The sequence below is a fragment of the Streptomyces sp. NPDC006283 genome, from assembly GCF_040613325.1.
Taxonomy (GTDB): Bacteria; Actinomycetota; Actinomycetes; order Streptomycetales; family Streptomycetaceae; genus Streptomyces.
Map to the genome: position 1 here is coordinate 1 of NZ_JBEXRZ010000129.1, position 20,391 is coordinate 20,391.

The 20,391-nt window shown below is 70.0% G+C and carries 21 protein-coding genes; 3 read left to right on the forward strand and 18 right to left on the reverse strand.

From position 1 onward, the window contains the following. Window positions 1-116: 116 nt before the first annotated feature. The 12 genes from ABZ070_RS23930 to ABZ070_RS23985 all read right to left on the reverse strand — a co-directional run bounded on the left by ABZ070_RS23930 (window position 117) and on the right by ABZ070_RS23985 (window position 9,283). Window positions 117-725: an OmpA family protein gene (locus ABZ070_RS23930; RefSeq protein WP_356637093.1), complete on the reverse strand. Its 609-nt coding sequence runs from the start codon at window positions 723-725 to the stop codon at window positions 117-119. Further along, the gene (locus ABZ070_RS23935) at window positions 725-1,306 is read right to left on the reverse strand and encodes a hypothetical protein (RefSeq protein ID WP_356637095.1); all 582 of its coding nucleotides are present in this window, start codon (window positions 1,304-1,306) and stop codon (window positions 725-727) included. The genes ABZ070_RS23930 and ABZ070_RS23935 overlap by 1 nt, the downstream gene beginning before the upstream one ends. Window positions 1,307-1,349: 43 nt before the next feature. After that, complete coding sequence (locus ABZ070_RS23940; RefSeq protein WP_356637129.1) at window positions 1,350-1,976, reverse strand: pilus assembly protein TadG-related protein; 627 nt, start codon at window positions 1,974-1,976, stop codon at window positions 1,350-1,352. After that, entirely contained in the window at window positions 1,973-2,191 is a 219-nt protein-coding gene (locus tag ABZ070_RS23945; RefSeq protein ID WP_356637131.1) for a hypothetical protein, read from the reverse strand. The genes ABZ070_RS23940 and ABZ070_RS23945 overlap by 4 nt, the downstream gene beginning before the upstream one ends. 163 nt (window positions 2,192-2,354) lie before the next feature. Next, window positions 2,355-3,242 (reverse strand): DUF5936 domain-containing protein, encoded by an 888-nt coding sequence (locus tag ABZ070_RS23950; protein ID WP_356637133.1) that lies wholly within the window; start codon window positions 3,240-3,242, stop codon window positions 2,355-2,357. Window positions 3,243-3,280: 38 nt separating this feature from the next. Then, window positions 3,281-4,219: a type II secretion system F family protein gene (locus tag ABZ070_RS23955; RefSeq protein ID WP_356637097.1), complete on the reverse strand. Its 939-nt coding sequence runs from the start codon at window positions 4,217-4,219 to the stop codon at window positions 3,281-3,283. Beyond that, on the reverse strand, window positions 4,216-5,625 hold the full coding sequence (locus ABZ070_RS23960; RefSeq protein WP_356637099.1) for a CpaF family protein: 1,410 nt from the start codon (window positions 5,623-5,625) through the stop codon (window positions 4,216-4,218). The genes ABZ070_RS23955 and ABZ070_RS23960 overlap by 4 nt, the downstream gene beginning before the upstream one ends. Continuing rightward, window positions 5,622-5,996 carry a TadE/TadG family type IV pilus assembly protein gene (locus tag ABZ070_RS23965; protein WP_356637101.1) on the reverse strand — a complete coding sequence of 125 codons (375 nt, stop codon included), beginning with the start codon at window positions 5,994-5,996 and terminating at the stop codon, window positions 5,622-5,624. The genes ABZ070_RS23960 and ABZ070_RS23965 overlap by 4 nt, the downstream gene beginning before the upstream one ends. After that, the gene (locus tag ABZ070_RS23970; RefSeq protein WP_356637103.1) at window positions 5,993-6,370 is read right to left on the reverse strand and encodes a pilus assembly protein; all 378 of its coding nucleotides are present in this window, start codon (window positions 6,368-6,370) and stop codon (window positions 5,993-5,995) included. The genes ABZ070_RS23965 and ABZ070_RS23970 overlap by 4 nt, the downstream gene beginning before the upstream one ends. Next, on the reverse strand, window positions 6,367-7,608 hold the full coding sequence (locus ABZ070_RS23975) for an AAA family ATPase (protein WP_356637105.1): 1,242 nt from the start codon (window positions 7,606-7,608) through the stop codon (window positions 6,367-6,369). The genes ABZ070_RS23970 and ABZ070_RS23975 overlap by 4 nt, the downstream gene beginning before the upstream one ends. Window positions 7,609-7,615: 7 nt before the next feature. Next, window positions 7,616-8,329 (reverse strand): Flp pilus assembly protein CpaB, encoded by a 714-nt coding sequence (cpaB, locus tag ABZ070_RS23980; protein WP_356637107.1) that lies wholly within the window; start codon window positions 8,327-8,329, stop codon window positions 7,616-7,618. Between the two features lie 93 nt (window positions 8,330-8,422). Further along, window positions 8,423-9,283 (reverse strand): hypothetical protein, encoded by an 861-nt coding sequence (locus ABZ070_RS23985; protein ID WP_356637109.1) that lies wholly within the window; start codon window positions 9,281-9,283, stop codon window positions 8,423-8,425. Between the two features lie 280 nt (window positions 9,284-9,563). Here ABZ070_RS23985 and ABZ070_RS23990 point away from each other — a divergent pair, with 280 nt between their 5' ends. Further along, the gene (locus tag ABZ070_RS23990) at window positions 9,564-11,261 is read left to right on the forward strand and encodes a glycoside hydrolase family 18 protein (protein ID WP_356637111.1); all 1,698 of its coding nucleotides are present in this window, start codon (window positions 9,564-9,566) and stop codon (window positions 11,259-11,261) included. A 67-nt stretch (window positions 11,262-11,328) separates the two neighbouring features. Here the strand turns inward: ABZ070_RS23990 and ABZ070_RS23995 are convergent, their stop codons facing one another. After that, the gene (locus ABZ070_RS23995; RefSeq protein WP_356637113.1) at window positions 11,329-12,636 is read right to left on the reverse strand and encodes an Nramp family divalent metal transporter; all 1,308 of its coding nucleotides are present in this window, start codon (window positions 12,634-12,636) and stop codon (window positions 11,329-11,331) included. A gap of 239 nt (window positions 12,637-12,875) precedes the next feature. Here ABZ070_RS23995 and ABZ070_RS24000 point away from each other — a divergent pair, with 239 nt between their 5' ends. Beyond that, a complete protein-coding gene (locus ABZ070_RS24000; RefSeq protein ID WP_356637115.1) occupies window positions 12,876-14,216 on the forward strand; it encodes a M14 family metallopeptidase in 1,341 nt (446 codons plus the stop codon). Window positions 14,217-14,229: 13 nt separating this feature from the next. Here the strand turns inward: ABZ070_RS24000 and ABZ070_RS24005 are convergent, their stop codons facing one another. The 5 genes from ABZ070_RS24005 to ABZ070_RS24025 form a co-directional block, all read right to left on the reverse strand. Beyond that, window positions 14,230-14,976, reverse strand: a complete 747-nt coding sequence (locus tag ABZ070_RS24005) for a hypothetical protein (RefSeq protein WP_356637117.1) — start codon at window positions 14,974-14,976, stop codon at window positions 14,230-14,232. 77 nt (window positions 14,977-15,053) lie between these two features. Continuing rightward, window positions 15,054-16,526, reverse strand: a complete 1,473-nt coding sequence (locus ABZ070_RS24010; protein WP_356637119.1) for a gluconate:H+ symporter — start codon at window positions 16,524-16,526, stop codon at window positions 15,054-15,056. 90 nt (window positions 16,527-16,616) lie between these two features. Beyond that, window positions 16,617-17,021: a RidA family protein gene (locus tag ABZ070_RS24015; RefSeq protein ID WP_356637121.1), complete on the reverse strand. Its 405-nt coding sequence runs from the start codon at window positions 17,019-17,021 to the stop codon at window positions 16,617-16,619. Further along, window positions 17,018-17,782 (reverse strand): IclR family transcriptional regulator, encoded by a 765-nt coding sequence (locus tag ABZ070_RS24020; protein WP_356637123.1) that lies wholly within the window; start codon window positions 17,780-17,782, stop codon window positions 17,018-17,020. The genes ABZ070_RS24015 and ABZ070_RS24020 overlap by 4 nt, the downstream gene beginning before the upstream one ends. Further along, window positions 17,779-18,816: a sugar kinase gene (locus ABZ070_RS24025; protein ID WP_356637125.1), complete on the reverse strand. Its 1,038-nt coding sequence runs from the start codon at window positions 18,814-18,816 to the stop codon at window positions 17,779-17,781. Before ABZ070_RS24025 ends, ABZ070_RS24020 begins: the two co-directional genes overlap by 4 nt. A 129-nt stretch (window positions 18,817-18,945) precedes the next feature. Between ABZ070_RS24025 and ABZ070_RS24030 the strand changes: the two genes are divergently transcribed. Further along, window positions 18,946-20,220 (forward strand): amino acid deaminase, encoded by a 1,275-nt coding sequence (locus ABZ070_RS24030; protein WP_356637127.1) that lies wholly within the window; start codon window positions 18,946-18,948, stop codon window positions 20,218-20,220. Window positions 20,221-20,391: the final 171 nt, after the last annotated feature.

Sequence of the window (20,391 nt, forward strand, 5' to 3'; positions counted from 1 at the left end):
GCGAGCCCCAGCCACACGTACGAGAAGAGCCAGAAGCCGAAGGCGATCACCGGGGCCCGGACGCCTGTCATTACCCGGGCCAGCGCGGTGCCGGTCCACCCCGGCTCCCGGTCGGCCTACTCCCGCGGGAACGACACCTCCACGCGGCGGTTCTTGCGGCGGCCCTCCTCCGAGGTGTTGCTCGCGATGGGGTAGTCCTCGCCGTAGCCACGGATCTCGTACGTGATGCCCTCGGCGCTCAGCTCCTGGGACAGCACGCTGTGGACCGCGTCCGCGCGTTCCTTCGACAGCTTGTCGCCGTGGGCCTCGGAGCCGAGGTCGTCGGTGAAACCGAAGACGCGGATCTTCTTGGCCTTCTGGGCCTTGATTTCGGCTGCGATGGCGGCGATACGGGACGTGGCCTCCGCCGACAGCTTCGAGCTGTCCATGCCGAACAGCACCTCGGCCTGGAGCGCGAACTTCATGTCGGAGTTCGTCTCCTCACGGCGTTCCTCGCCGCTGATGTCCTCCACGACCGACTTGATGTCGATCACCTTCGGCTCGGCGAGCGTCGCGCCCTCGGGGAGCTTCAGATCCGAGTCGTTGGCGTCGATCTTGACCGGCGCCTCGGCGGGCGGCGCAGCGTACGGGCCGTCGTCGGCGAAGGCGTCGCCCGAGGCGAGGAGGCCGAGGGAGAGCGCGCCGGCAAGGACGACGGCGGTGGCGGTCCTGGTTGCGGTGCTCATCAGGACAGCTCGATCGTGGTGCTGGGGAAGCCGGGGAACTGGAGGGCCAGTTCCGTGGTGTCGGCAGGCGGCGCGGGGAACTGGGCAAAGAAAGCGAGAGTGTCACCGGCTTTGATGAGATTGCCGTAGGCGTACGTTGTGAGGGGCCGGTTGTCGGTATCGCGCAGCACGTAGTAGCGCTTCTTGCCCTTGGAATCGACCAGTGTCATGGCCGCCAGCGAATTTCCCGTGGAGGCTACGGCCTGCTCCATGCCGTTCCAGTTGACCGGGACGGTGAATCCGACCGAGCTGGTGTTCTTGAACTGGCCATCCACGGTGAGGAAACCGCCGTCATCACGTCGCGCCGAGAACACGGACATCTCAAGCCCCTTGTCCCCCTTCACCGTGGCGATGGGTTCGCTGGGCGTGCTTGGTGCTGCCTCCGGTGCCGCGCTGTCCTTGTCACCGCCATCGGGCCCGGGGGCGGGGGATGACATTCCGCTCGAGTCCGACTTCTCACCGTCTCCGCCGCACGCCGACAGAGAGAAGATCAAGGCGGCCGACAGCATGGCTGCCGCCCCGGCCCGGCGCATGGTGCTCATGTGCCGCATGCTCATCAATCCTGTTCCTTTGCGCTCATCGGGCTCAGTCCTCGGCCAGTCGGACGGTGAAGAGGTCTGCCATGTCGGGCAGTAGATCCAGATTCTCAGGGTCTATGACCCAGTCCTCGGAGTCGCAGCGCAGCGTGCCCGGGGACGGCTTCTGCTCCTCGTCCTCCTCGCCCTCACCGGGCTCGGGCGCTTCGCCCTCCTCGGGTGCGAAGGTGCAGCGCGGTTCGACGACAGCGGTGGCGGTGGCAGTGGCATGTTTGCTCTCGGTTCCGTCGATGACACTGGCACCCATCGACTCCCGGGATTCGACGTCGACGGTGAAGCCCCAACGGCCGTCGCTCAGCGGAACGCAGCCCCCGGCCACTGCGTCGTTCCGGGCGGCGAAATCCACGGCCCGCATGCAGCCGTCCGGCGTATCGGCCGGCACCTCGCCGTCAAAGATGAGGTCGAGGTCGTCGAGGACGTCCGCAAGGTCCAACTCGTCTCTGGACTCCTGGGCGGCGGCCAGCGCTGCGGCATCGGCCGCGGTCTGTGCGCCGTTGCGCGTCACGTCGGCCTGCCCGAAGGCGAGATAGACGAGGACGAGGAAGAGCAGCCCTACCACCGCCGCCATGTAGAGCGGGGTGGCCTGCCCGGTGTCCTTGCGCGCTGACGGAATCAGCCGCCTCCCCCACCACCACCCCCGCCCCCACCGCCGAGAACCGAATTGATCTTCTCTCGGAAGGTGTTGGCAATGTCGTTGCCCACGTTCGTCTGCAGCAGCAGCACCACGATCGCCACCACCAGGATCGTGATCCCCACGTACTCGATCGACCCTTGTCCCCGGTCCCTGCGGAGCCTCATCGCGGTCACGACCCTGAGGCCGAAGTCCTTCATGGCGTACCCCTCGTTCCCCTTCGACGGACCGCTGGTTCATGTCGGTCCGGCCTCCCTCGCCGCCGATCACTCCCTGGAGTCTCCCGGCTACACCCAGGCCTCCGGAGAGAATCTCCCACATTCGCTTGCTTGAGCGAAGAGTGTTGGGCGAATCACCCCTGATTCAACCCCCGAATATCGCGCCGAAGTCGACGTCCGCCGCGTAGTAGAAACCTGCCACGATCAGGATCATCGTTCCCGGCAGCATGAAACTCGTGACGATCAGCGTCGCCTTCGGTACTGCTTTGGCCGCCTTGCGGCGGGCGTTCTGGGCGTCCGTCCTGCGCATGTCGGTGGCGATCTGAATCAGGGTGTCGACGATCGGGGCACCCAGTTCCTCGCCCTGTTGGAGCGCGGAGACGAACATGGACACCTGGTCCGACTCGTTGCGGCGGCGCAGTTGTTCGAAGGCCTCGCGGCGGCCCATGCCCATGTCCATCTGGCGGAGCGTGATGCGCAGTTCGTCGGACCAGGGGCCCTCGTACTTCTCCGCGACGCGTTCCAGGGCCTGGCGGAAGCCGAGGCCGGCCGAGACGACGACCGCGAGGACGTCGAGGAAGTCCGGAAGCGTGCGCTCGATGTCGTCGCGGCGGCGGGCGATGGCGGCTCGCAGCAGGACGTCCGTCCAGAACAGGCCGTAGAGAAGGAACAGCACGGCGAGGAGAAGGTGGCCGTTCATCAGCATGCCGAAGGCGACCAGTGTGCCGAGGCCGCCGTAGACGGCGCGGCGGGCGGCGTAGCGGTCGACGGTCAGGCCCCCGGGGTTGCCGGCCATGTCGAGTCTGCGGCGGACGCGGTCGACCCGGCGCGGGCCCATCAGCCGCAGGACGGAGGGGGCCCAGCGCACGCCCAGTCGGTCGATGGCCATGCCGGGGTAGCTGGTTCGGGTCGCGCCGACCTCCAGGGCGACGGCCAGGTCGACCGGCAGCTTGGCCTCGGCCCGGTACATGCGGATGCCGTGGAAGACTCCGCAGACGGCCAGGCCGAGTACGGCGGCCAGGGCGAGTCCCAGCATGTGTGCCTCCCTCCAGGTGGGTCGGGTCTCGGGCGTCAGATGCGGACGCGGGTGAGTCGGTTGATGAGGATGAACCCGAGTGCGTACAGGCCGGCGGCGATCAGCACGGCGATCCGGCCGCCCAGCGCGCTCGTCATCTCGTCGAGTGCGCCGTCGCGCATCCCGTTGATGATCATCAGGAAGCCCATGCCCAGCACCGGTACGGCCACCGCCGTGACCTTGACCTGGGACAGCAGGGTGGTGACCTCGCGCCGGGTCTCCTTGCGCTCCTCCAGGGTCTGCGTGAGGTTGCGCAGGGAGGTGACGATGGTGCCGCCTGCCCGGTTGGAGAGGATCAGGGTGGTGACGAGGACGGTGAGTTCCCGGGACGGGAGGCGTTCGACGAGTTCGCCGAGCGCGTCGTCGAGGGAGCGGCCGAGCGCCAGCTGGTCGGCCACCCTGCGCAGCTCCTCGCGGGCCGGGTCGTCGAGCTCCTCGACGGCCATCCCGATCGCGGTGCGCAGGGCGAGACCGGCCTGGGTGGCGTTGGCGAGGACCCGGGTCAGTTCCGGCAGCTGGTTGATGAAGGCCTCGGTGCGCTTCGTACGCTGCCAGTTGAGGAATCCGTTCGCGCCCCAGAGGCCGATGAGGACCGCCAGGAGGCCGAAGAACGACGCGAAGACGGCGCTCATCAGGCTGTACAGGGCGATCAGGGCCACCGCCGCGTAGACGGCGTACTCACCGGCGGTGAGGTCGAGGCCGGTGGCCGAGAGGCTCCGTTCGATGCGCCTGCCGAGTCGGGTACGCCGCAGTCTGCGGTCGACGCCCGCGAAACGGCGCCGTCGGCCGCTCTCGATCGCGAGCGGCCCGGTCTGCGCCATGCGGTCCACGAGGGCCTGCCGCTGCGCCTGTCCGGCCGACCATGCGCGCACGCCGAGTACGGCGAGCACGCAGCCGAGCAGCGTGACGCCGAGTGTCAGGAGCGGGAGGTTCATCGCGGTCCCTCGCTCTCGCGCGGGTCGGCGCTCCGACGTGGGTCGGGTACCGGGCTCAGGCCCGGCGGCGTGCGGGTGGCGAGCTGCAGCGGGGAGTCGGCCACCCCGAAAGCGGGTGGGATCGCCTCGCCGGCCATGTAGAGGCGCTCCGCGACACGGCGGGGCAGCGGCCAGTAACCGAACCGCCCGTGCACCCGCCCGTCGCCGGACGGCGGCTCCGCCTCGAAGCGACAGACGGTCACGAAGCGGTAGTCCTCGCGGCCGTACGAGTCGACGACCGCGATCTCGGTGATCTTGCGGGCTCCGTCGGCGTGCCGGGTCAGCTGGACGATGACGTCGACGGCGCTGTTGATCTGGTCGTGGATGGCGACGAACGGCAGCTCGACCTCGGACATGGAGCTCAGCGTCTGGAGCCGCATCAGCGCGTCCTCCGCGCTGTTGGCGTGGACGGTGGCCAGCGAGCCGTCGTGGCCGGTCGACATGGCCTGGAGCATGTCGAGGGTCTCGCCGCCGCGGACCTCTCCGACGATGATGCGGTCGGGCCGCATGCGCAGGGAGTTGCGCACGAGGTCGCGGATGGTGATCCGGCCCTTGCCCTCGACGTTGGCCGGGCGGGACTCCAGGGTGATGACATGGGTCTGCTGGAGCTGGAGCTCCGCCGAGTCCTCGATGGTGACGATGCGTTCGCCGTCCGGGATGAGCCCGGACAGGGCGTTGAGGAGCGTGGTCTTCCCGGTGCCCGTGGCGCCCGAGACGATCACGTTGAACTTGGCGCGCACCAGGCCGGCGAGCAGCATCAGGATGTGCTCGTCGAGGGTGCCGAGGCCGATCATCTCCTGGAGGGTGAAGGCACGCGGGAAGCGGCGGATGGTGAGGATCGGGCCGGTCAGGGAGAGCGGCGGGATGATGACGTTGACGCGTTCACCGGTCGGCAGGCGGGCGTCGACCATCGGATTCGCCTCGTCGACACGGCGGTTGACGGTGGAGACGATGCGCTCGATGGTCTGCATCAGCTGCTCGGTGGAGGAGAAGCGCAGCGGCAGCATCTCGAGTCGGCCGGCCCGTTCGACGAAGACCTGCTCGGGGCCGTTGACCATGATCTCGCTGATCGACGCGTCCTCGAGGAGCGGTTCGAGGATGCCGAGGCCGAGCGCCTCGTCGACGACCCGGCGGACGAGGTGTGCACGTTCGCCCGTGGACAGGACCGGGCCCTCGCGGCTGATGATGTGGCCGAGTACGCGCTCGAGGCGGGCGCGGCGCTCGTCCGCGGCGAGGGTCGACATCTCGGCCAGGTCGATCTCCTCGAGGAGCTTGGCGCGGTAGGCGCCGACGAGCCGGCTCTCCTCGCTCCGGTCGTCTCCCGGCCCGGGGCCGTCGATGCGCTGCATGCGCGCTCGCAGGCTCATGGCGTCAACTCCTCGTCGAGGGGCATCGTGGCGCTCTTGGTGACGGAGCCGAAGCCGATACCGGGGACCACGCTCGGGATGACGACGGTGACGTCGGCGGTGACCGCGTCACCGTCCGGGTAGGCGCTGACGTCGGCATCGAGCCACGAGCTGAGCGCCTGCTGCCCCGCCGCCTGTGGGCTCGTCGTCGCCTCGTCATGTGACGCCACCCGCGCCGCCGCACGGGCCGCCGTGCCCGCCTGCTGGGCCGCGTACACGGCGAGGCCCACCTGCACCGCGATCGTCATGACGAAGAGGAGCAGGAACAGCCAGCCGCCGTACTCGATCACCGTCTGACCGCGGTCGTCGCGTATCGCCGCACGCTTTCTCATGGCGCGTCCCTCCGCTCGGTCGCCGCGGCTGCCCGGCCCTCGACCGTGATCGGGAGGTTGACGCCCGGGAAGAGCAGCGGCACGTCGAGGGCGACCTCCGCCGTGTACAGGTCGCCGGCCGGTCCACAGTCGACCGTGGCCGACCATCCGCCCGTCACGTCCTCCTGCGCGGCCTGGGCGCACGCCGCCGCGCCGCCCCCGTCCGCTCGGGACCCGGCGGCCACCGCCTTGTCCGCCGCGTTCCCCGCCAGGACGAAGGTGTAGCCGACCAGGGCCGACTGCCACAGCACGGCGAGCGTCACCAGGATGATCGGCACCATCCCGGTGAACTCGATGACCGACTGGCCCCCGTCCCCCCACCTGCGGCACTTCATTTCGCGCGCCCGTGCCGCCGGCCGCCGCCGAAGCGGCCGCCGTTCGCTCCGGTGCCCCCCGGTGCGTCCTTCACCAGCCCCAGCTCGCCCGCCAGCCCCCACAGGGCCTGCTTGACCGAGGACTTGGCCTCCAGGTCCTGCATGCGGCCCGCGTCGACGACGCCCTGAAGCTCCTTGAAGTTCGCCGGGACCGCGGAGCGCGCCACCCTGGTGGCGGTGATTTTGGAGATCAGCGCGGGCTGGATCTCCGTGCCGCGCGTATGGCGGTTGACGACCGTGACGGTCTCCTCCGCCTTGCGGATCTGCAGCCTGTCCCAGAGCCGCACCATCCGCTTGGTGGCCCGCACGGTCACCACGTCGGGGGTGGTGAGCAGCAGAGTCGTGTCGGCCAGCTCGATGGCGGCGGCGTTGGCCGTGCTCATGTGGGTGCCGCAGTCGACGACGACGACCTCGTACCGCTGCCGCAGTGCCCCGACGGTCTGCCGGACCAGCCGGTCGCTGACGTCCTCGGCCCGTTCGCCCTCCGCCGGGGCGAGCAGCAGGGCCACGCCCGTCTCGTGGTTGAAGACGGCGTCCTGCAGTACACGTGGGCCGATGTCCTGGATGGCGGCGAGGTCCACGATGGAACGCCGGAACTGCACGTCCAGGTAGGAGGCGATGTCGCCGCCCTGGAGGTCGAGGTCGACAAGGGCGACAGAGTGGCCGGAGGCCGCAGACGCCAGGGCGAGCTGGATCGCGGTGACCGTCGTACCGACGCCGCCCTTGGCGCCGCTCACGGTGACGACGGTGCCGCCGGCCCCGCCGTAGGCAGCCTCGGGCCCGTGGCCGAGGTGCCGCCGTACGCCCGACGCCCAGCCGGCCGCCCCCTGGACCCGCCCGGCCAGTTCCTCGTAGGTGAGGGGGAGGCCGACGAGGCCCCGGGCCCCGGCATCCATGGCCGCCGAGTACAGGCCGGGGCTGGTGTCGGCGGTGACGAGGACGACGCCGACGGCGGGGAAGCGCAGGGCCACCTCCCGGATGAGCTCCAGGGCCGGCACGGGCCCGATGAGTTCGTGGACCAGTACGACCTCGGGGAGTTCGTCGAGCGACTGGGCGGCGAGCCGGGCCAGCATGTCGACGAGCGAGGTGGAGTCGCCGACCGGCGGTGCCGGTTCGGCGTCGGGGAGCCGGCCCAGCAGGCTGACGAGTGACCGGGCGGCGTCCGGGTCGCCGACGGCGGGGAGGATACGGGTCGTCATCCGGCCCTCACTTGTTCTTGTCTTCTGAGAGGTCGTAGCTGCCGTCGCCGGGCCGCAGGGTGGTGGGGCTGCCGTCGGGGAGAAGCGCGAGGCGCACGTGCTCGGCGAAGGATTCGGCGTAGGCGACGCGCTGGGCGTCGGCCGTGTTCAGCGCGAACGTGATGGGGACGGCCTCCCTGGGGCTGTTCGCGCGGTCGCCGCTCTTGCGGTCGAGGGCGGTCAGTTCGCCGACGTCGATGACCTTCGCGTTGGCGACGATGAGCCGGGACTGGTCGGTGTCGGAGTCGTTCTGCGCGGCGAAGGTGGCGAAGATGTTGACCAGGTTGCCGGGGCGGATCTTCCCGGCCACACCGGTGGCCGCGTCGATCATGATGGCGATCTCCTGCTGGCCGCTCTCGAGCCGCGGCTTCTGCACGATCATGTCGCTCTGGAGCAGGGATCCGCTGCGCAGTTCGGTGACGGCGATCTTCCCCTCCAGTACGCCGAGATCGGTCACCGCGCTGCGCGACAGCCAGCGTTCGGGCATCGAGACCTTCTCGAACTGGTCCGCCTCGAGCGGTGTGTAGGGGGCTATGTCCGCCTTGACGCGGTAGGCGGTGACCTCGGGGCCGACCTTGGAATTCACGTCGGCCACCACCGTGAGCACACCGGCGAACGCGGCGATGCCGCAGACGACCGAGAGCAGGAGCAGAAGAACACCGCGGCGCTGCCGTGAATTCATGGGCGGGGCTACCTCGTTCGATGGCGTGGGACGGGTCGTGGTGCGAGACGTCGGTGGCGCGGGACGGACGGTGCCTGCGGCATGCGGGCGCGGTCACGGCCCCGCGGTCAGGGCCCTGGTCGCCGCGACGCGGCTCGAGGCGGCTGCCAGAGGCGCCGAGCAGAAGCCGCAGCGGTCACCGATCAGTTGGATGCCGCACCATGTGCACACCTCTCGCCGTACGGAAGCGACCAGTTGGTAGAGGACGGAGATGTCCGGGAGGTAGGCGGCGAACTCGACCAGACGGGCCGTGCCCCACCAGCGCGGGGAGTCCGCCGGCAGTGGCGCCTCGTGCACGTGCTGGACACGCCAGGCCGGTGCGAGGGTGTCGGTCACCCACTCGGACTGGAGCTGCCCCCGTGCGACGAGCAGCCGGGTGGCGAAGTCGGGGCCCGCGAGTTCGCCGCTGCCGAGCCTGATCAGCTGGGGTTTCGGGTTGGCCACCACGCCGAACTGGGTGCCGGGCATCCATGACTTGGCGTGCGCCTTGAGGCTGACGTCGATCCGGTCGAGCCTGGCGACGGATCCGAGCAGGGCGCCGGCGTGGACGTAGTGGGACAGCAGCCGGGCGGCGGAGGCGACGATCCCGGCGCTGAAGTCGCAGATGGACAGCTGCCGCATCTGCCGTGCCAGTACGGCCACGCCGAGCGGCGGCAGGTCGAGTTTGAGGAGGGCTGTCCGGTCGCTCTCCAGCATGGCGCGGAGCGCGTACAGCCGCTGCTCGTGGGCGGCGGGGAGGCAGGCCGGGTAGAGCACGACGACGTAGCCGTGGTGGTCGAGCAGCGCGGTCATCTCGTCGAGCGCCGCGTCGAGGGGCTGGACGTCCGGGGAGTGGATCAGGGCGGCGGTGGGCGTCTGGTGATCCGTCGGCGGTAGCACCAGGTCGGCGCTGGTGACTGCTATTGCGGTCGGCACGCTCGTTCCCCGTTCAGCTCCGGACGCCGGGGTGTCCGGCGGCCGCAGATCCCTACTGCTCGGTGCTCGTACTGTTCCGTGCTCGCTACTCCGTGTTTCTGCATGAGCACTCTAGCCACGACAGCCCAGGCAGAGAACACCGTGCCGAAGACCAATCACCGCCAGAGGTCTTGACAACCAGATTGGTCTGGACCAGCTTTACGCCCAACGGTGGCCACCGTCCGCACATCCCCCGCCCGTTCTCATCCCCACGCCCCAACTCCCCCACCGGAGGCCGCAAGTGGACCGCACGACACGCTCACGGAGATGGCTCGGCGCCGGGCTGGCGCTCGCCGTCGGCACCGGGCTCACGCTCATGGGTACCGCAGGGACCGCGCAGGCCGCCGACGTCAACGTCGCCAAGAACGCCGGTTTCGAGTCGGGGCTCGCCAACTGGACCTGCTCCGGCGGCAGCGGGACCGTCACCTCCTCGCCGGTACGCAGCGGCGCCGGTGCCCTGAAGGCCACGCCCGCCGGCCAGGACAACGCCAAGTGTTCCCAGACCGTGGCGGTGAAGCCCAACTCCACGTACACGCTGAGCGCATGGGTACAGGGCGGATACGCGTACCTGGGCGCGAGCGGGACCGGGACCACCGACGTGTCCACCTGGACGCCGGCCGCCGGCAGCTGGACCAGGCTGAGCACGTCCTTCACCACCGGCGCGAACACCACGTCCGTGACCGTCTACACGCACGGCTGGTACGGCCAGGCCGCCTACCACGCCGATGACGTGAGTGTCTTCGGCCCCGACGGCGGGGGCGGCGGCGACCCCGACCCGGTGGTTCCCGCGGCTCCGGGCGCGCCCGTCGTCGGCGCGGTCACCTCGTCGTCCGTCGCGCTGAGCTGGGGCGCCGTCTCGGGCGCGACCGGCTACAACGTCTACCGCGACGGCGCCAAGGTCCAGTCGGTCTCCGGCACCTCGGCGACGGTGACGGGCCTGGCCGCGAACACCTCGTACCAGTTCCAGGTCACCGCCACGAACGGGGCGGGCGAGTCGGCCAAGTCGGCCGCGGTCGCCGGCCGTACCAGCGGGGGCGGCAACCCGGGCAACCCGGCGGTGCCCAGGCACGCGTTGACCGGCTACTGGCAGAACTTCAACAACGGCGCCGCCGTGCAGAAGCTGCGGGACGTGCAGTCGCAGTACGACATCATCGCGGTGTCGTTCGCCGACTCGACGGCGACGCCCGGCCAGATCGTCTTCAACCTCGACCCGGCCGTCGGCTATGCGTCCGTCGCCGACTTCAAGGCCGACATCGCCGCCAAGAAGGCCGCGGGCAAGTCCGTGATCATCTCGGTCGGCGGCGAGAAGGGCAACGTCACCATCAACAGTGACGCGTCCGCCACCGCCTTCGCGGACAGTGCCCACGCCCTGATGCAGGAGTACGGCTTCAGCGGGGTCGACATCGACCTCGAGCACGGCATCAACTCCACGTATCTGACGAAGGCGCTGCGCCAGCTGTCGCAGAAGGCGGGTTCGTCGCTGGTGCTGACGATGGCGCCACAGACCATCGACATGCAGAACACCGGCACCGAGTACTTCAAGACGGCGCTCGCGGTGAAGGACATCCTCACCGTGGTCAACATGCAGTACTACAACAGCGGCTCGATGCTCGGCTGCGACGGCAAGGTCTACTCGCAGGGCTCGGTCGACTTCCTCACGGCGCTCGCCTGCATCCAGCTCGAAGGCGGCCTCGACGCCTCCCAGGTCGGCCTCGGCGTTCCCGCCTCCACGCGGGGCGCGGGCAGCGGCTACGTCGACCCGTCCGTCGTGAAGAACGCCCTCGACTGCCTGACCCGCGGAACGAACTGCGGCTCCTTCAAGCCGTCGAAGACCTACCCGGCGCTGCGCGGCGCGATGACCTGGTCCACCAACTGGGACGCGACGGCCGGCAACGCCTGGTCCAACGCGGTCGGACCGCACGTCCACAACCTGCCGTAACACCCCTGGACGTCGAGGGCCCGTACCACCGCTCCCCCGGTGGTACGGGCCCTCGGCGCACGCGGTCTCACCAGGGCAGGTCCCGCACCTGCTGCACGCACAGCACGATGAACAGCAGCCCGGCGGCGGCGAGCATCACATTGCTCAGGATGCCGTTGCGCCACTCGGCGGGCGTACGGGAGGAATTGAGCAGCCAGATGAGCGTGAGCGCCAGGAACGGCATGAAGAACGCGCCGAGCACACCGTAGGCGACGACGAGTCCGAACGGCTGGTCCAGGAAGAGCAGCGCGATCGGAGGGAACGTCAGCCACAGCAGATACGCGCGGAAGGCAGGCGAGCGCTCCTTCTCGCCGGCGGCGACCTCCCGGACCGTGCCCGCGTCGGCCGGCGCGCCCTTGCGGTCGCGTTGAAGCCGCTCGACGAAGTCCGCGAACATTAGGCTCACGCCGTGCCACACGCCGATCAAGGACGAGAACGAGGTCGCGAAGAACCCGACGAGGAACAGCTTCGCCGTCACCGCGCCGTACTTGTCCTCCAGGATGACCCCGAGGTCGATCAGGCCCCTGTCGCCCTTGGTGAGCGCGATGTCCGAGGCGTGAAGCAGCTCGGCGCCGACGATCAGCATCGCGACGACGAAGATGCCGGTGGTGATGTAGGCGACGCGGTTGTCCAGGCGCATGACCTTCATCCAGCCGGTGTTGGTCCAGCCCTTGGCGTTGACCCAGTATCCGTAGGCCGCCATCGTGATCGTGCCGCCGACGCCACCGATCAGACCGAGGGTGTAGAGCAGCGACCCGTCCGGCAGCACGGGCGCCAGGCCGGCGAACGTGGCGCCGATGTCGGGCGTGACGCGGATCGCGACGTACACGACGACCACGAACATGACGCCGATGAGCACCGTCATGGCCTTCTCGAAGACGGCGTACCGGTTGAACCAGACGAACACCAGGCCGATCAGACCGGTGATGACGGCCCATGTCTTGAGGCCGGGGCCGTCCGGCCAGAGCGCCACGATCGGCAGGGCGCTGGAGGACATGGCGGTCGCGCCGTAGACGAATCCCCAGACGACCACGTAGATGGCGAAGTAGACCGTGGTCCACTTCCCGAGGGAGCGCCAGCCCTCGAAGAGGGTGCGCCCGGTCGCCAGGTGCCAGCGCCCGCACGCCTCCGCGAGCGAGATCTTGACGAGGCAGCCGATGACGGCCGCCCACATCAGGGTGTATCCGAACTTGCTGCCCGCGATGAGCGTCGCGACCAGGTCACCGGCTCCGACTCCGGTCGCCGCGACCACGATTCCGGGCCCGATGTACTTCCAACTCGACTTGCGCGGTTCAGAGAGCGCCCCGTCCGCGCTGTGTTCGGTGGTGCCTGTCATGGCACTGCCGCCTTCCCACTCGTCCCAGGGGTGACTCGGGTCACCCAAAGCGGTGCGCGAGTGATCGCGCAAGGGGTGTGCCCCACTTCATCGACACCCGAACGAATGACCAAACATCTCCTTGACCAGTTCATGCCATACCGAAACGATGTGCACGGCCGCGCGAACACACGAAGCGCGGTCACCCGGACCACCCGCACGTCGCGCAACCCCCCACAACTCCCCACCCAGGAGACAGCATGCGACTTCGCATCCGGGCGAACCGCAGGAAGGCCGCCACTCTCGCGGCCGCCCTCGCGCTCGCCGTCGCCGCGCCCATCAGCGCCGGCGCCTCACCCTCCACGGACCGGCCCGCTCCCGCCGCCACCGCAGAGGAGGAGCAGACCAGGCAGTACGAGATCCACGGGCCCGACACCGTCGCCGCGAGGACCGCCATTGCCCGCACCGGAGTGTCGATCGACGAGGTGCACGACCACACCGTCGTCGTCAGCGCCGATGCCGCGCAGGCCCAGCGGCTGCGGCACATGGGCCACACCCTCAAGGCGCTGCCCGCGCCTCCCGACCGCAGGACCACGGCCGCCGTCGAGCCGTTCGACTTCCCGTCGGGCGACTCGCGGTACCACAACTACGCCGAGATGAACGCGGAGATCGACCAGCGGATCGCCGCCCACCCGGACATCATGAGCAAACGGGTCATCGGCAAGAGCCACCAGGGTCGTGACATCGTCGCCATCAAGGTCAGCGACAACGTGGCGGCCGACGAGAACGAACCCGAGGTGCTCTTCACCCACCACCAGCACGCGCGCGAGCACCTCACCGTCGAGATGGCGCTGTATCTGCTCCGCGAGTTCGGCGAGGACTACGGCAGCGACTCCCGGGTGACCAACGCGGTGAACGGCCGCGAGATCTGGATCGTCCCCGACCTCAATCCGGACGGCGGCGAGTACGACATCGCCACCGGGTCCTACCGCAGCTGGCGCAAGAACCGGCAGCCCAACTCCGGATCGTCAAACGTCGGCACCGACATGAACCGCAACTGGAACTTCAAGTGGGGCTGCTGCGGCGGATCTTCCGGTTCCACCGGCTCGGAGACCTACCGGGGCCGGGCAGCGGAGTCCGCTCCCGAGGTGAAGGTCGTCGCCGACTTCGTGCGCTCCCGTGTCGTCGGGGGCAAGCAGCAGATCAGGACCGGCATCGACTTCCACACGTACAGCGAGCTGGTGCTGTGGCCGTACGGCTACACGACGGCCGACACCGCCCCGGGCCTGACCCGGGACGACCGCGACGCCTTCGCCGCGGTCGGACGGAAGATGGCCGCGAGCAACGGCTACACCCCCGAGCAGTCCAGCGACCTCTATGTCACGGACGGGTCGATCGACGACTGGCTGTGGGGCAACCAGAAGATCTTCGCCTACACCTTCGAGATGTACCCGTCGGGCTTCGGCGGCGGCGGCTTCTACCCGCCCGACGAGGTGATCGAGCGGGAGACCGCCCGCAACCGCGACGCGGTGCTCCAGCTGCTGGAGAACTCGGACTGCATGTACCGCTCCATCGGGAAGGAGCAGCAGTACTGCTCCTGACCCGCCCGGGCCGTCAGACCGTGCGGCCCCCGAGATAGAAGCCGAGCACAGGCGCGATCTGCGCGCACCATTCGCGCAGTCGCGCCTGTCGCCGTGCTCCGACGCGGCACTCGTAGAACATGCCGTTCGCATGCACGACACCGACCAGGAGGCAGGAGCCGCGGGAGGTGTGGTGGACCGTCTGGATCTCGGACCAGGCGAAGTCGGCCCGCCTCCCCTCCTGGTCGAAAGCGATGCCGGCCGCATCGACGAGTACCGCGTTGCGCGCGTCGGCGGCGAGGAACTCGGGGCCCTCGGGCAGGACGGGCGGAGCGGGCGCGTACACCCCGGGCGCGTACATCGGGGCCGCCGGGGGATGCAACGGCAGCGGCGGACCGAACCCGGGCGGCGCCGGGGCGTGCGGGGGCGACGCGGCAGGCGGGGACATGGGCGTCGGGGACACCGGCAGCGGGATCGTCTCCTGCGGCCGGTCCGGGTCCCAGCCCGGCAGGATCGCGGCCATGCGCCGCCGGAAGTCGTCCTCGGTACCGGCCTCGTACAGCGGCAGGAACATCGGATGGGAGCCGAACTGCCAGACGGCACCCGTGCGTTTGACGACAAGATCGGGCCCGTTGCCGTACAGCATGTCCCCGCCGTCGAAGTACGCGTCGGGCTGGGTGGCGACCAGATAGGCGAACCCGCTGTCCGAGATCCGCCGTTCTGCGTACCGGGGGCCGTACTTGCCGCGCACCCAGTCACGGACCTGTTCGAATGTCAGCACGCACCGAGCCTAGCCCGGCAGGCGCCTGCTCCTGTCAGGCACCTGCCGGGTCGCTCGGCCGGGGGCCCGGCCGGCGGTCAGACGACCAGGCTGAGCGCCGCCGCGACCACGAATCCGGCCACCGACAGGACCGACTCCAGGACGGTCCACGACTTCAGGGTGTCTCGCTCGGAGATACCGAAGTACTTCGAAACGATCCAGAATCCGCCGTCGTTGACGTGCGAGGCGAAGATCGAACCGGCCGAGATCGCCATGATGACCAGTGCCAGGAACGCCTGCGAGTGGCCGCCGTTCTCGACGAGCGGCAGCACGATGCCCGCTGTGGTGACGATGGCGACCGTCGCCGAGCCCTGCGCCACCCGCAGGACGAGCGAGATCAGGTACGCGAGGACGATGACGGGCAGTCCGACGTCGTTGAAGGTGTCGGACAGCGCCTGCGCGACGCCGCTCGCCTTGAGGATCGCGCCGAAGACACCGCCGGCGCCGACGACGAGCAGGATGTTGCCGACCGGCTTCAGGGACTGCGTCGACACCGACTCGAGCGACTTGCGCGACCAACCGCGCCGGATGCCCAGCAGCCAGTACGCCAGGAACAGGGCGATGGTCAGGGCGACGAACGGGTTGCCGAAGAACTCGATGACCGAACGCAGCGTGGACGGGTCGAGGGCGATGGAGGAGAACGTCGCGGCGAGGATGAGCAGCAGCGGCGTTCCGATGATGGCGAGGACCGTGGACAGGGCGACCGGGCCCTCCTGCGGGGCGCGGCCCGCGGCGGCCTGCTCGGCGGCGACGGCGGCCTTGGCGTCCTCCGCGGCCTCCAGCATGTCCTGGGGCACCTCGACGAACAGGCGCTTGCCGATCCAGGCGGCATACCCCCAGGCGGCGAGGACCGCCGGGATGCCGACGACCAGGCCCATCAGGATGACCCAGCCGAGGGAGACGTCGAACAGCCCGGCGGCGGCGACGGGACCGGGGTGCGGCGGCAGGAACGCATGGGTCATGGACAGACCGGCGAGCAGCGGCATCGCGTAGAGGATGATCGACTTGCCGGAACGCTTGGCGGCGGCGTACACGATCGGTGCGAGGACGAAGATGCCGACGTCGAAGAAGACCGGGATACCGAAGATCAGACCGGTGAGTCCCATGGCGAGCGGGGCGCGCTTCTCGCCGAACAGGCCCAGCAGCCGGGAGCTCAGCACCTCCGCTCCACCGCTGACCTCGAGGATCGCGCCGAGCATGGTGCCCAGGCCGATGATGATGGCGACATGGCCGAGGATGCCGCCCATGCCGGTTTCGATGACGGAGACGGCCGCGGACTTCTGGACGGTGCCGAAGAGTTCGGTGACGGACAGGCCCGCCGCGAGGCCGACGGCTATGGAGACGGCGAGCAGGGCGACAAACGGCTGCAGCCGGACCTTGATGATCAGCACCAGAAGCAGGGCGATGCCCAGAGCGGCGACGGTCAGCAGACCCGCGGTGCCGTCGATGATCGTGAGCAGTCCCCCGGTGTGGGGAGTGGGTGGTGGTGGCGCGTCAGCGGCGAGGAACATGGCGGCTCGTTTCCGTTTTCGGCAAGGGAGGGGCGCGGCACGGCGCTTCGGGGAGGAGCGCCGTGCCGTACAGCGGGGGATTCAGGAAGATCAGCCCAGGACTGCCAGGGCGTCGATCTCGATGAGCAGGCCGGCGGGGAGGCCGACGTAGACCGTCGTACGGGCGGCGGGGGCGGCCGTGAGGTCCTTGAAGTACTCGTTGTAGATCGCGTTCATCTCGGCGAAGTGGTCGACGTCCGTGAGGTAGACGCGGATCATCATCACGTCGTCCCAGCTCGCACCGCCCTCCTCGAGGATCGCCTTGACGTTGGCGAGCGTCTGGAGGGTCTGCTCGCGCAGCGTCGGCCCCGCCGGGGTGGGTGCCTGGCCCTCGACGGCCGGGAGGAAGCCGACCTGGCCGGCGACCTGCAGGATGTTGCCCTTGCGGACGCCGTGGGAGAACTTGGCGGGCGGCGCGGTGTGGGTGCTCGGGGTGAGGGCGGTCTTCTCGGTCATGCGCGTGCTTCCTGTTGGGGGGTCTGTCCTGAGTACTCCCGGCTGATGGCGTCGGCGGTGCGGCGCACGAGCGGGAGCAGGGTGAGGAGTTCGTCGGCCGTGACGACGACGTTCGGCGCCGAGACCGACATCGCGGCGACGACGCGGCCGTCCGCACCGCGGATGGGGGCGGCGATGCAGTTGATGGACTCCTCGTGGCCGCCGAGGTCGGTGGCCCAGCCACGTTCGGCCACGGTCGCCAGCTCCTTGAGGAAGGCGGTGGCGTTCGGGATCGAACGGGACGTGTACATGGGGAAGTCGAGCTTCTCGGCGACGGCGCGCCGCTCGGCCTCCGGCAGGTCGGCCAGGAGCAGCTTGGCCACTGCCGCGACGGTGATCGCGACGGGCTTGCCGATACGGGAGTACATCCGCACCGGATAGCGGCTCTCGACCTTGTCGATGTAGAGGACTTCGCTCTCCTCGTACACGGCGAGATGGACGGTGTGCCCGATCTGCTCGTTCAGGGCGACGAGGTGCGTGTGCGCGATCTCGCGTACGTCGAGGTTCTCGACGGCCTCCTGGGCGAGGGCGAACAGCCGGGCGCCGAGGCGGTACCGCTGGTCCTGCTGCCGGTAGACGAGACCGTGCTCGTGGAGTGTGCGCAGCAGCCGCAGGGCGGTCGACTTGTGCACGCCGAGGCGTTCGGCGACCTGTCCGAGGTCGGCCGGCCCCTCCGCGAGCAGCGGAAGGATGCTCAGCGCGCGGTCGACGGTCTGACTCATGGCGTACGTACCTCCTGGTCCTGGCCCGTCCACCCGGGGCCGAGGTGCAGTCTCCCCCAGGCATCGTCGTCCAGGGCGACGAGCCGGTCGGCGTGGACGGCGGAGGGCGGGACCGCCAGGTCGGCGTCGACGGTGAGCGTGGCCGCGGCCCACAGGTGCCCGTGCCGCAGCCGCTCCCGGCTGCTCAGTCCGCGCAGGGTCGCGGACAGGAACCCGGCGGCGAAGGCGTCGCCGGCCCCGACGGGCGCGGTGACGGTGACGTGGGGGGCCGGGGCGGGGGTGACCGTGTCGGGCAGGCCCTGCGCGCAGCGGTCGTACACCACCGCGCCCTCCGCGCCCCGCTTCACCACCAGCACGGCCGGTTCCGGCAGAGCGTCCCGGATCGCGTCCGCGCCCCGCACTCCCCACGCCTCCTGCGCCTCGTCCTCCCCCACGAACACGATGTCCGCCCCGCGCGCCAGCTCCAGCAGGACCTTCGCGCCGGACGGGTCACGCCACAGGCCGGGGCGGTGGTTGACGTCGAACGAGACGAGAGGACGGCCGTCCCGCCCTGCGGTGAGGTCGCGCATCAGGGCGAGGCAGTCGGACGACAGGGCAGCGGTGATGCCGGAGAGGTGCAGCATCCGGCCGGACCACAGGGCGTCGTACGACACGGTCCGCGGCGACATCGCGGACGCCGCCGACCCGGCCCGGTAGTACTGGACCTCGTGCGCGTCCGTCGCCCGGTCGGTCGCGGTACGGAAGTAGATGCCCGTGGGCCGCTCGGGGTCCCGTGTCACCGCCGAGGTGTCCACCCCGTAGGCCGCGATGGCCTCGGTGAGGTGGTCGCCGAAGCCGTCCGCGCCGACCCGGCCCACCCAGCGCGTGTGGTGTCCGGCCGCCGCGAGCGCACATGCCACGTTGGACTCGGCGCCGCCGATGCCGCGCAGGAACGACGGCACGTCGGCGAGGCGCCCTGCCCGGGTGGGCAGGAACGTGACCATGGACTCGCCGAGACAGACGACGTCCACGGGTCCGTGCGCGCTCACGGTCATGATCGCGGGGGCTCCTCGCTGGTCGGTGACCGGGCCCATTGACCCGGTGTCGGCTCGGATGTTAGACAGCGCTAAGCGAAATACGCAATGGGCGTTGCACATGACGCAACGCTATGGAGGAGGGCTCCCATGGCTGCCGACAACGCCGTCGCACGGCTCGCCGGTGAACCGGTCGACCACCGCTTCAAGGCGCTCCCGCCCGATGCGGAGGGCCTCACCGTCGGGGAACTGGCGGCCGCTCGCCGCAACCTGTTCACCGACGGCTTCACCACGCCCGTCCTCGCCCTGTCCGCCGAGTCCGTCGAGCACAACCTGGCCCTCCTCGAGACCTACTCGCAGCGCCACCAGCTCGCTTTCGCGCCGCACGGCAAGACGTCCATGTCCCCGCAGCTCTTCGAGCGCCAGCTGGAGCACGGCGCCTGGGGCATCACCGCCGCCGTACCGCACCAGGCCCGCGTCTACCGCGCGTACGGAATCCAGCGGATCTTCCTGGCCAACGAGGTCGTCGACGCCGCGGCACTGCGCTGGATCGCGGGCGAGCTGGACACCGACCCCGAGTGCCGTTTCATCACCTACGTGGACTCCGTCCGCGGCGTCGAGCTGATGGACGAGGCCCTGCGCGGCGTCTCGCGCCCCCTCGAGGTCGTGGTCGAGCTCGGCGCCGGCGAGGGAGCCCGCACCGGGGCCCGCACGGAGGCCGACTGCGCGGCCGTCGCCGACGCGGTCGCCGCCACCGGAACGCTGCGTCTGGCCGGTGTCGCCGGATACGAAGGCGAGGTACCGCAGGCCGACAGCGAGCGCGTACGGGACTGGCTGCGCCGACTCGTCGCGCTCGCCGCGGACTTCGACAAGGCGGGCCGGTTCGACGGCACCGAGGAGATCGTGATCAGCGCCGGCGGCAGCGCGTGGTTCGACGCGGTCGCCGACGTGTTCGCGGAGATCCCCGAACTGTCGCTGCCGGTACTGAAGCTGCTGCGCTCGGGCGCGTACGTGTCGCACGACGACGGCCACTACCGGCATCTCACCCCCTTCAACCGGGTCCCGCAGGAGGGCGCGCTCCAGCCCGCGTTCCGTCTGTGGGCCCAGGTCGTCTCACGGCCCACCCCGGACCAGGCCTTCGTCAACGCGGGCAAGCGGGACGCGGCGTACGACCTCGACCTCCCGGTGGCACAGGCCGTGCGCGACGCCCGCACCGGCGAGATCCGCCCGGCCGACGGCATCACCGTCTCCGCCCTCTCCGACCAGCACGGCTGGCTCCGAACGACCCCGGAGGCCGACGTGGAGGTCGGCGACTGGGTGGGGATGGGGCTGTCGCACCCGTGCACGTCGTTCGACAAGTGGCAGCTGATTCCGGTGGTGGAGCGGGACGGGACGGTCACCGACTTCATCCGCACGTTCTTCTGACCCTGCGGGGGCGTTTTCCCCACCCCGCCCCTTCCCGATACCGGGGGCTCCGCCCCCGGACCCCCGGGCCTCAATCTCCCCCTACGGCCTGGCGGCCGTGGGAGGTACCCCCAGCGAGGCTGGATTTCGCGGAGCGAAATCAGCCCGTCCGGCGTTTGAGGACACCGCGCG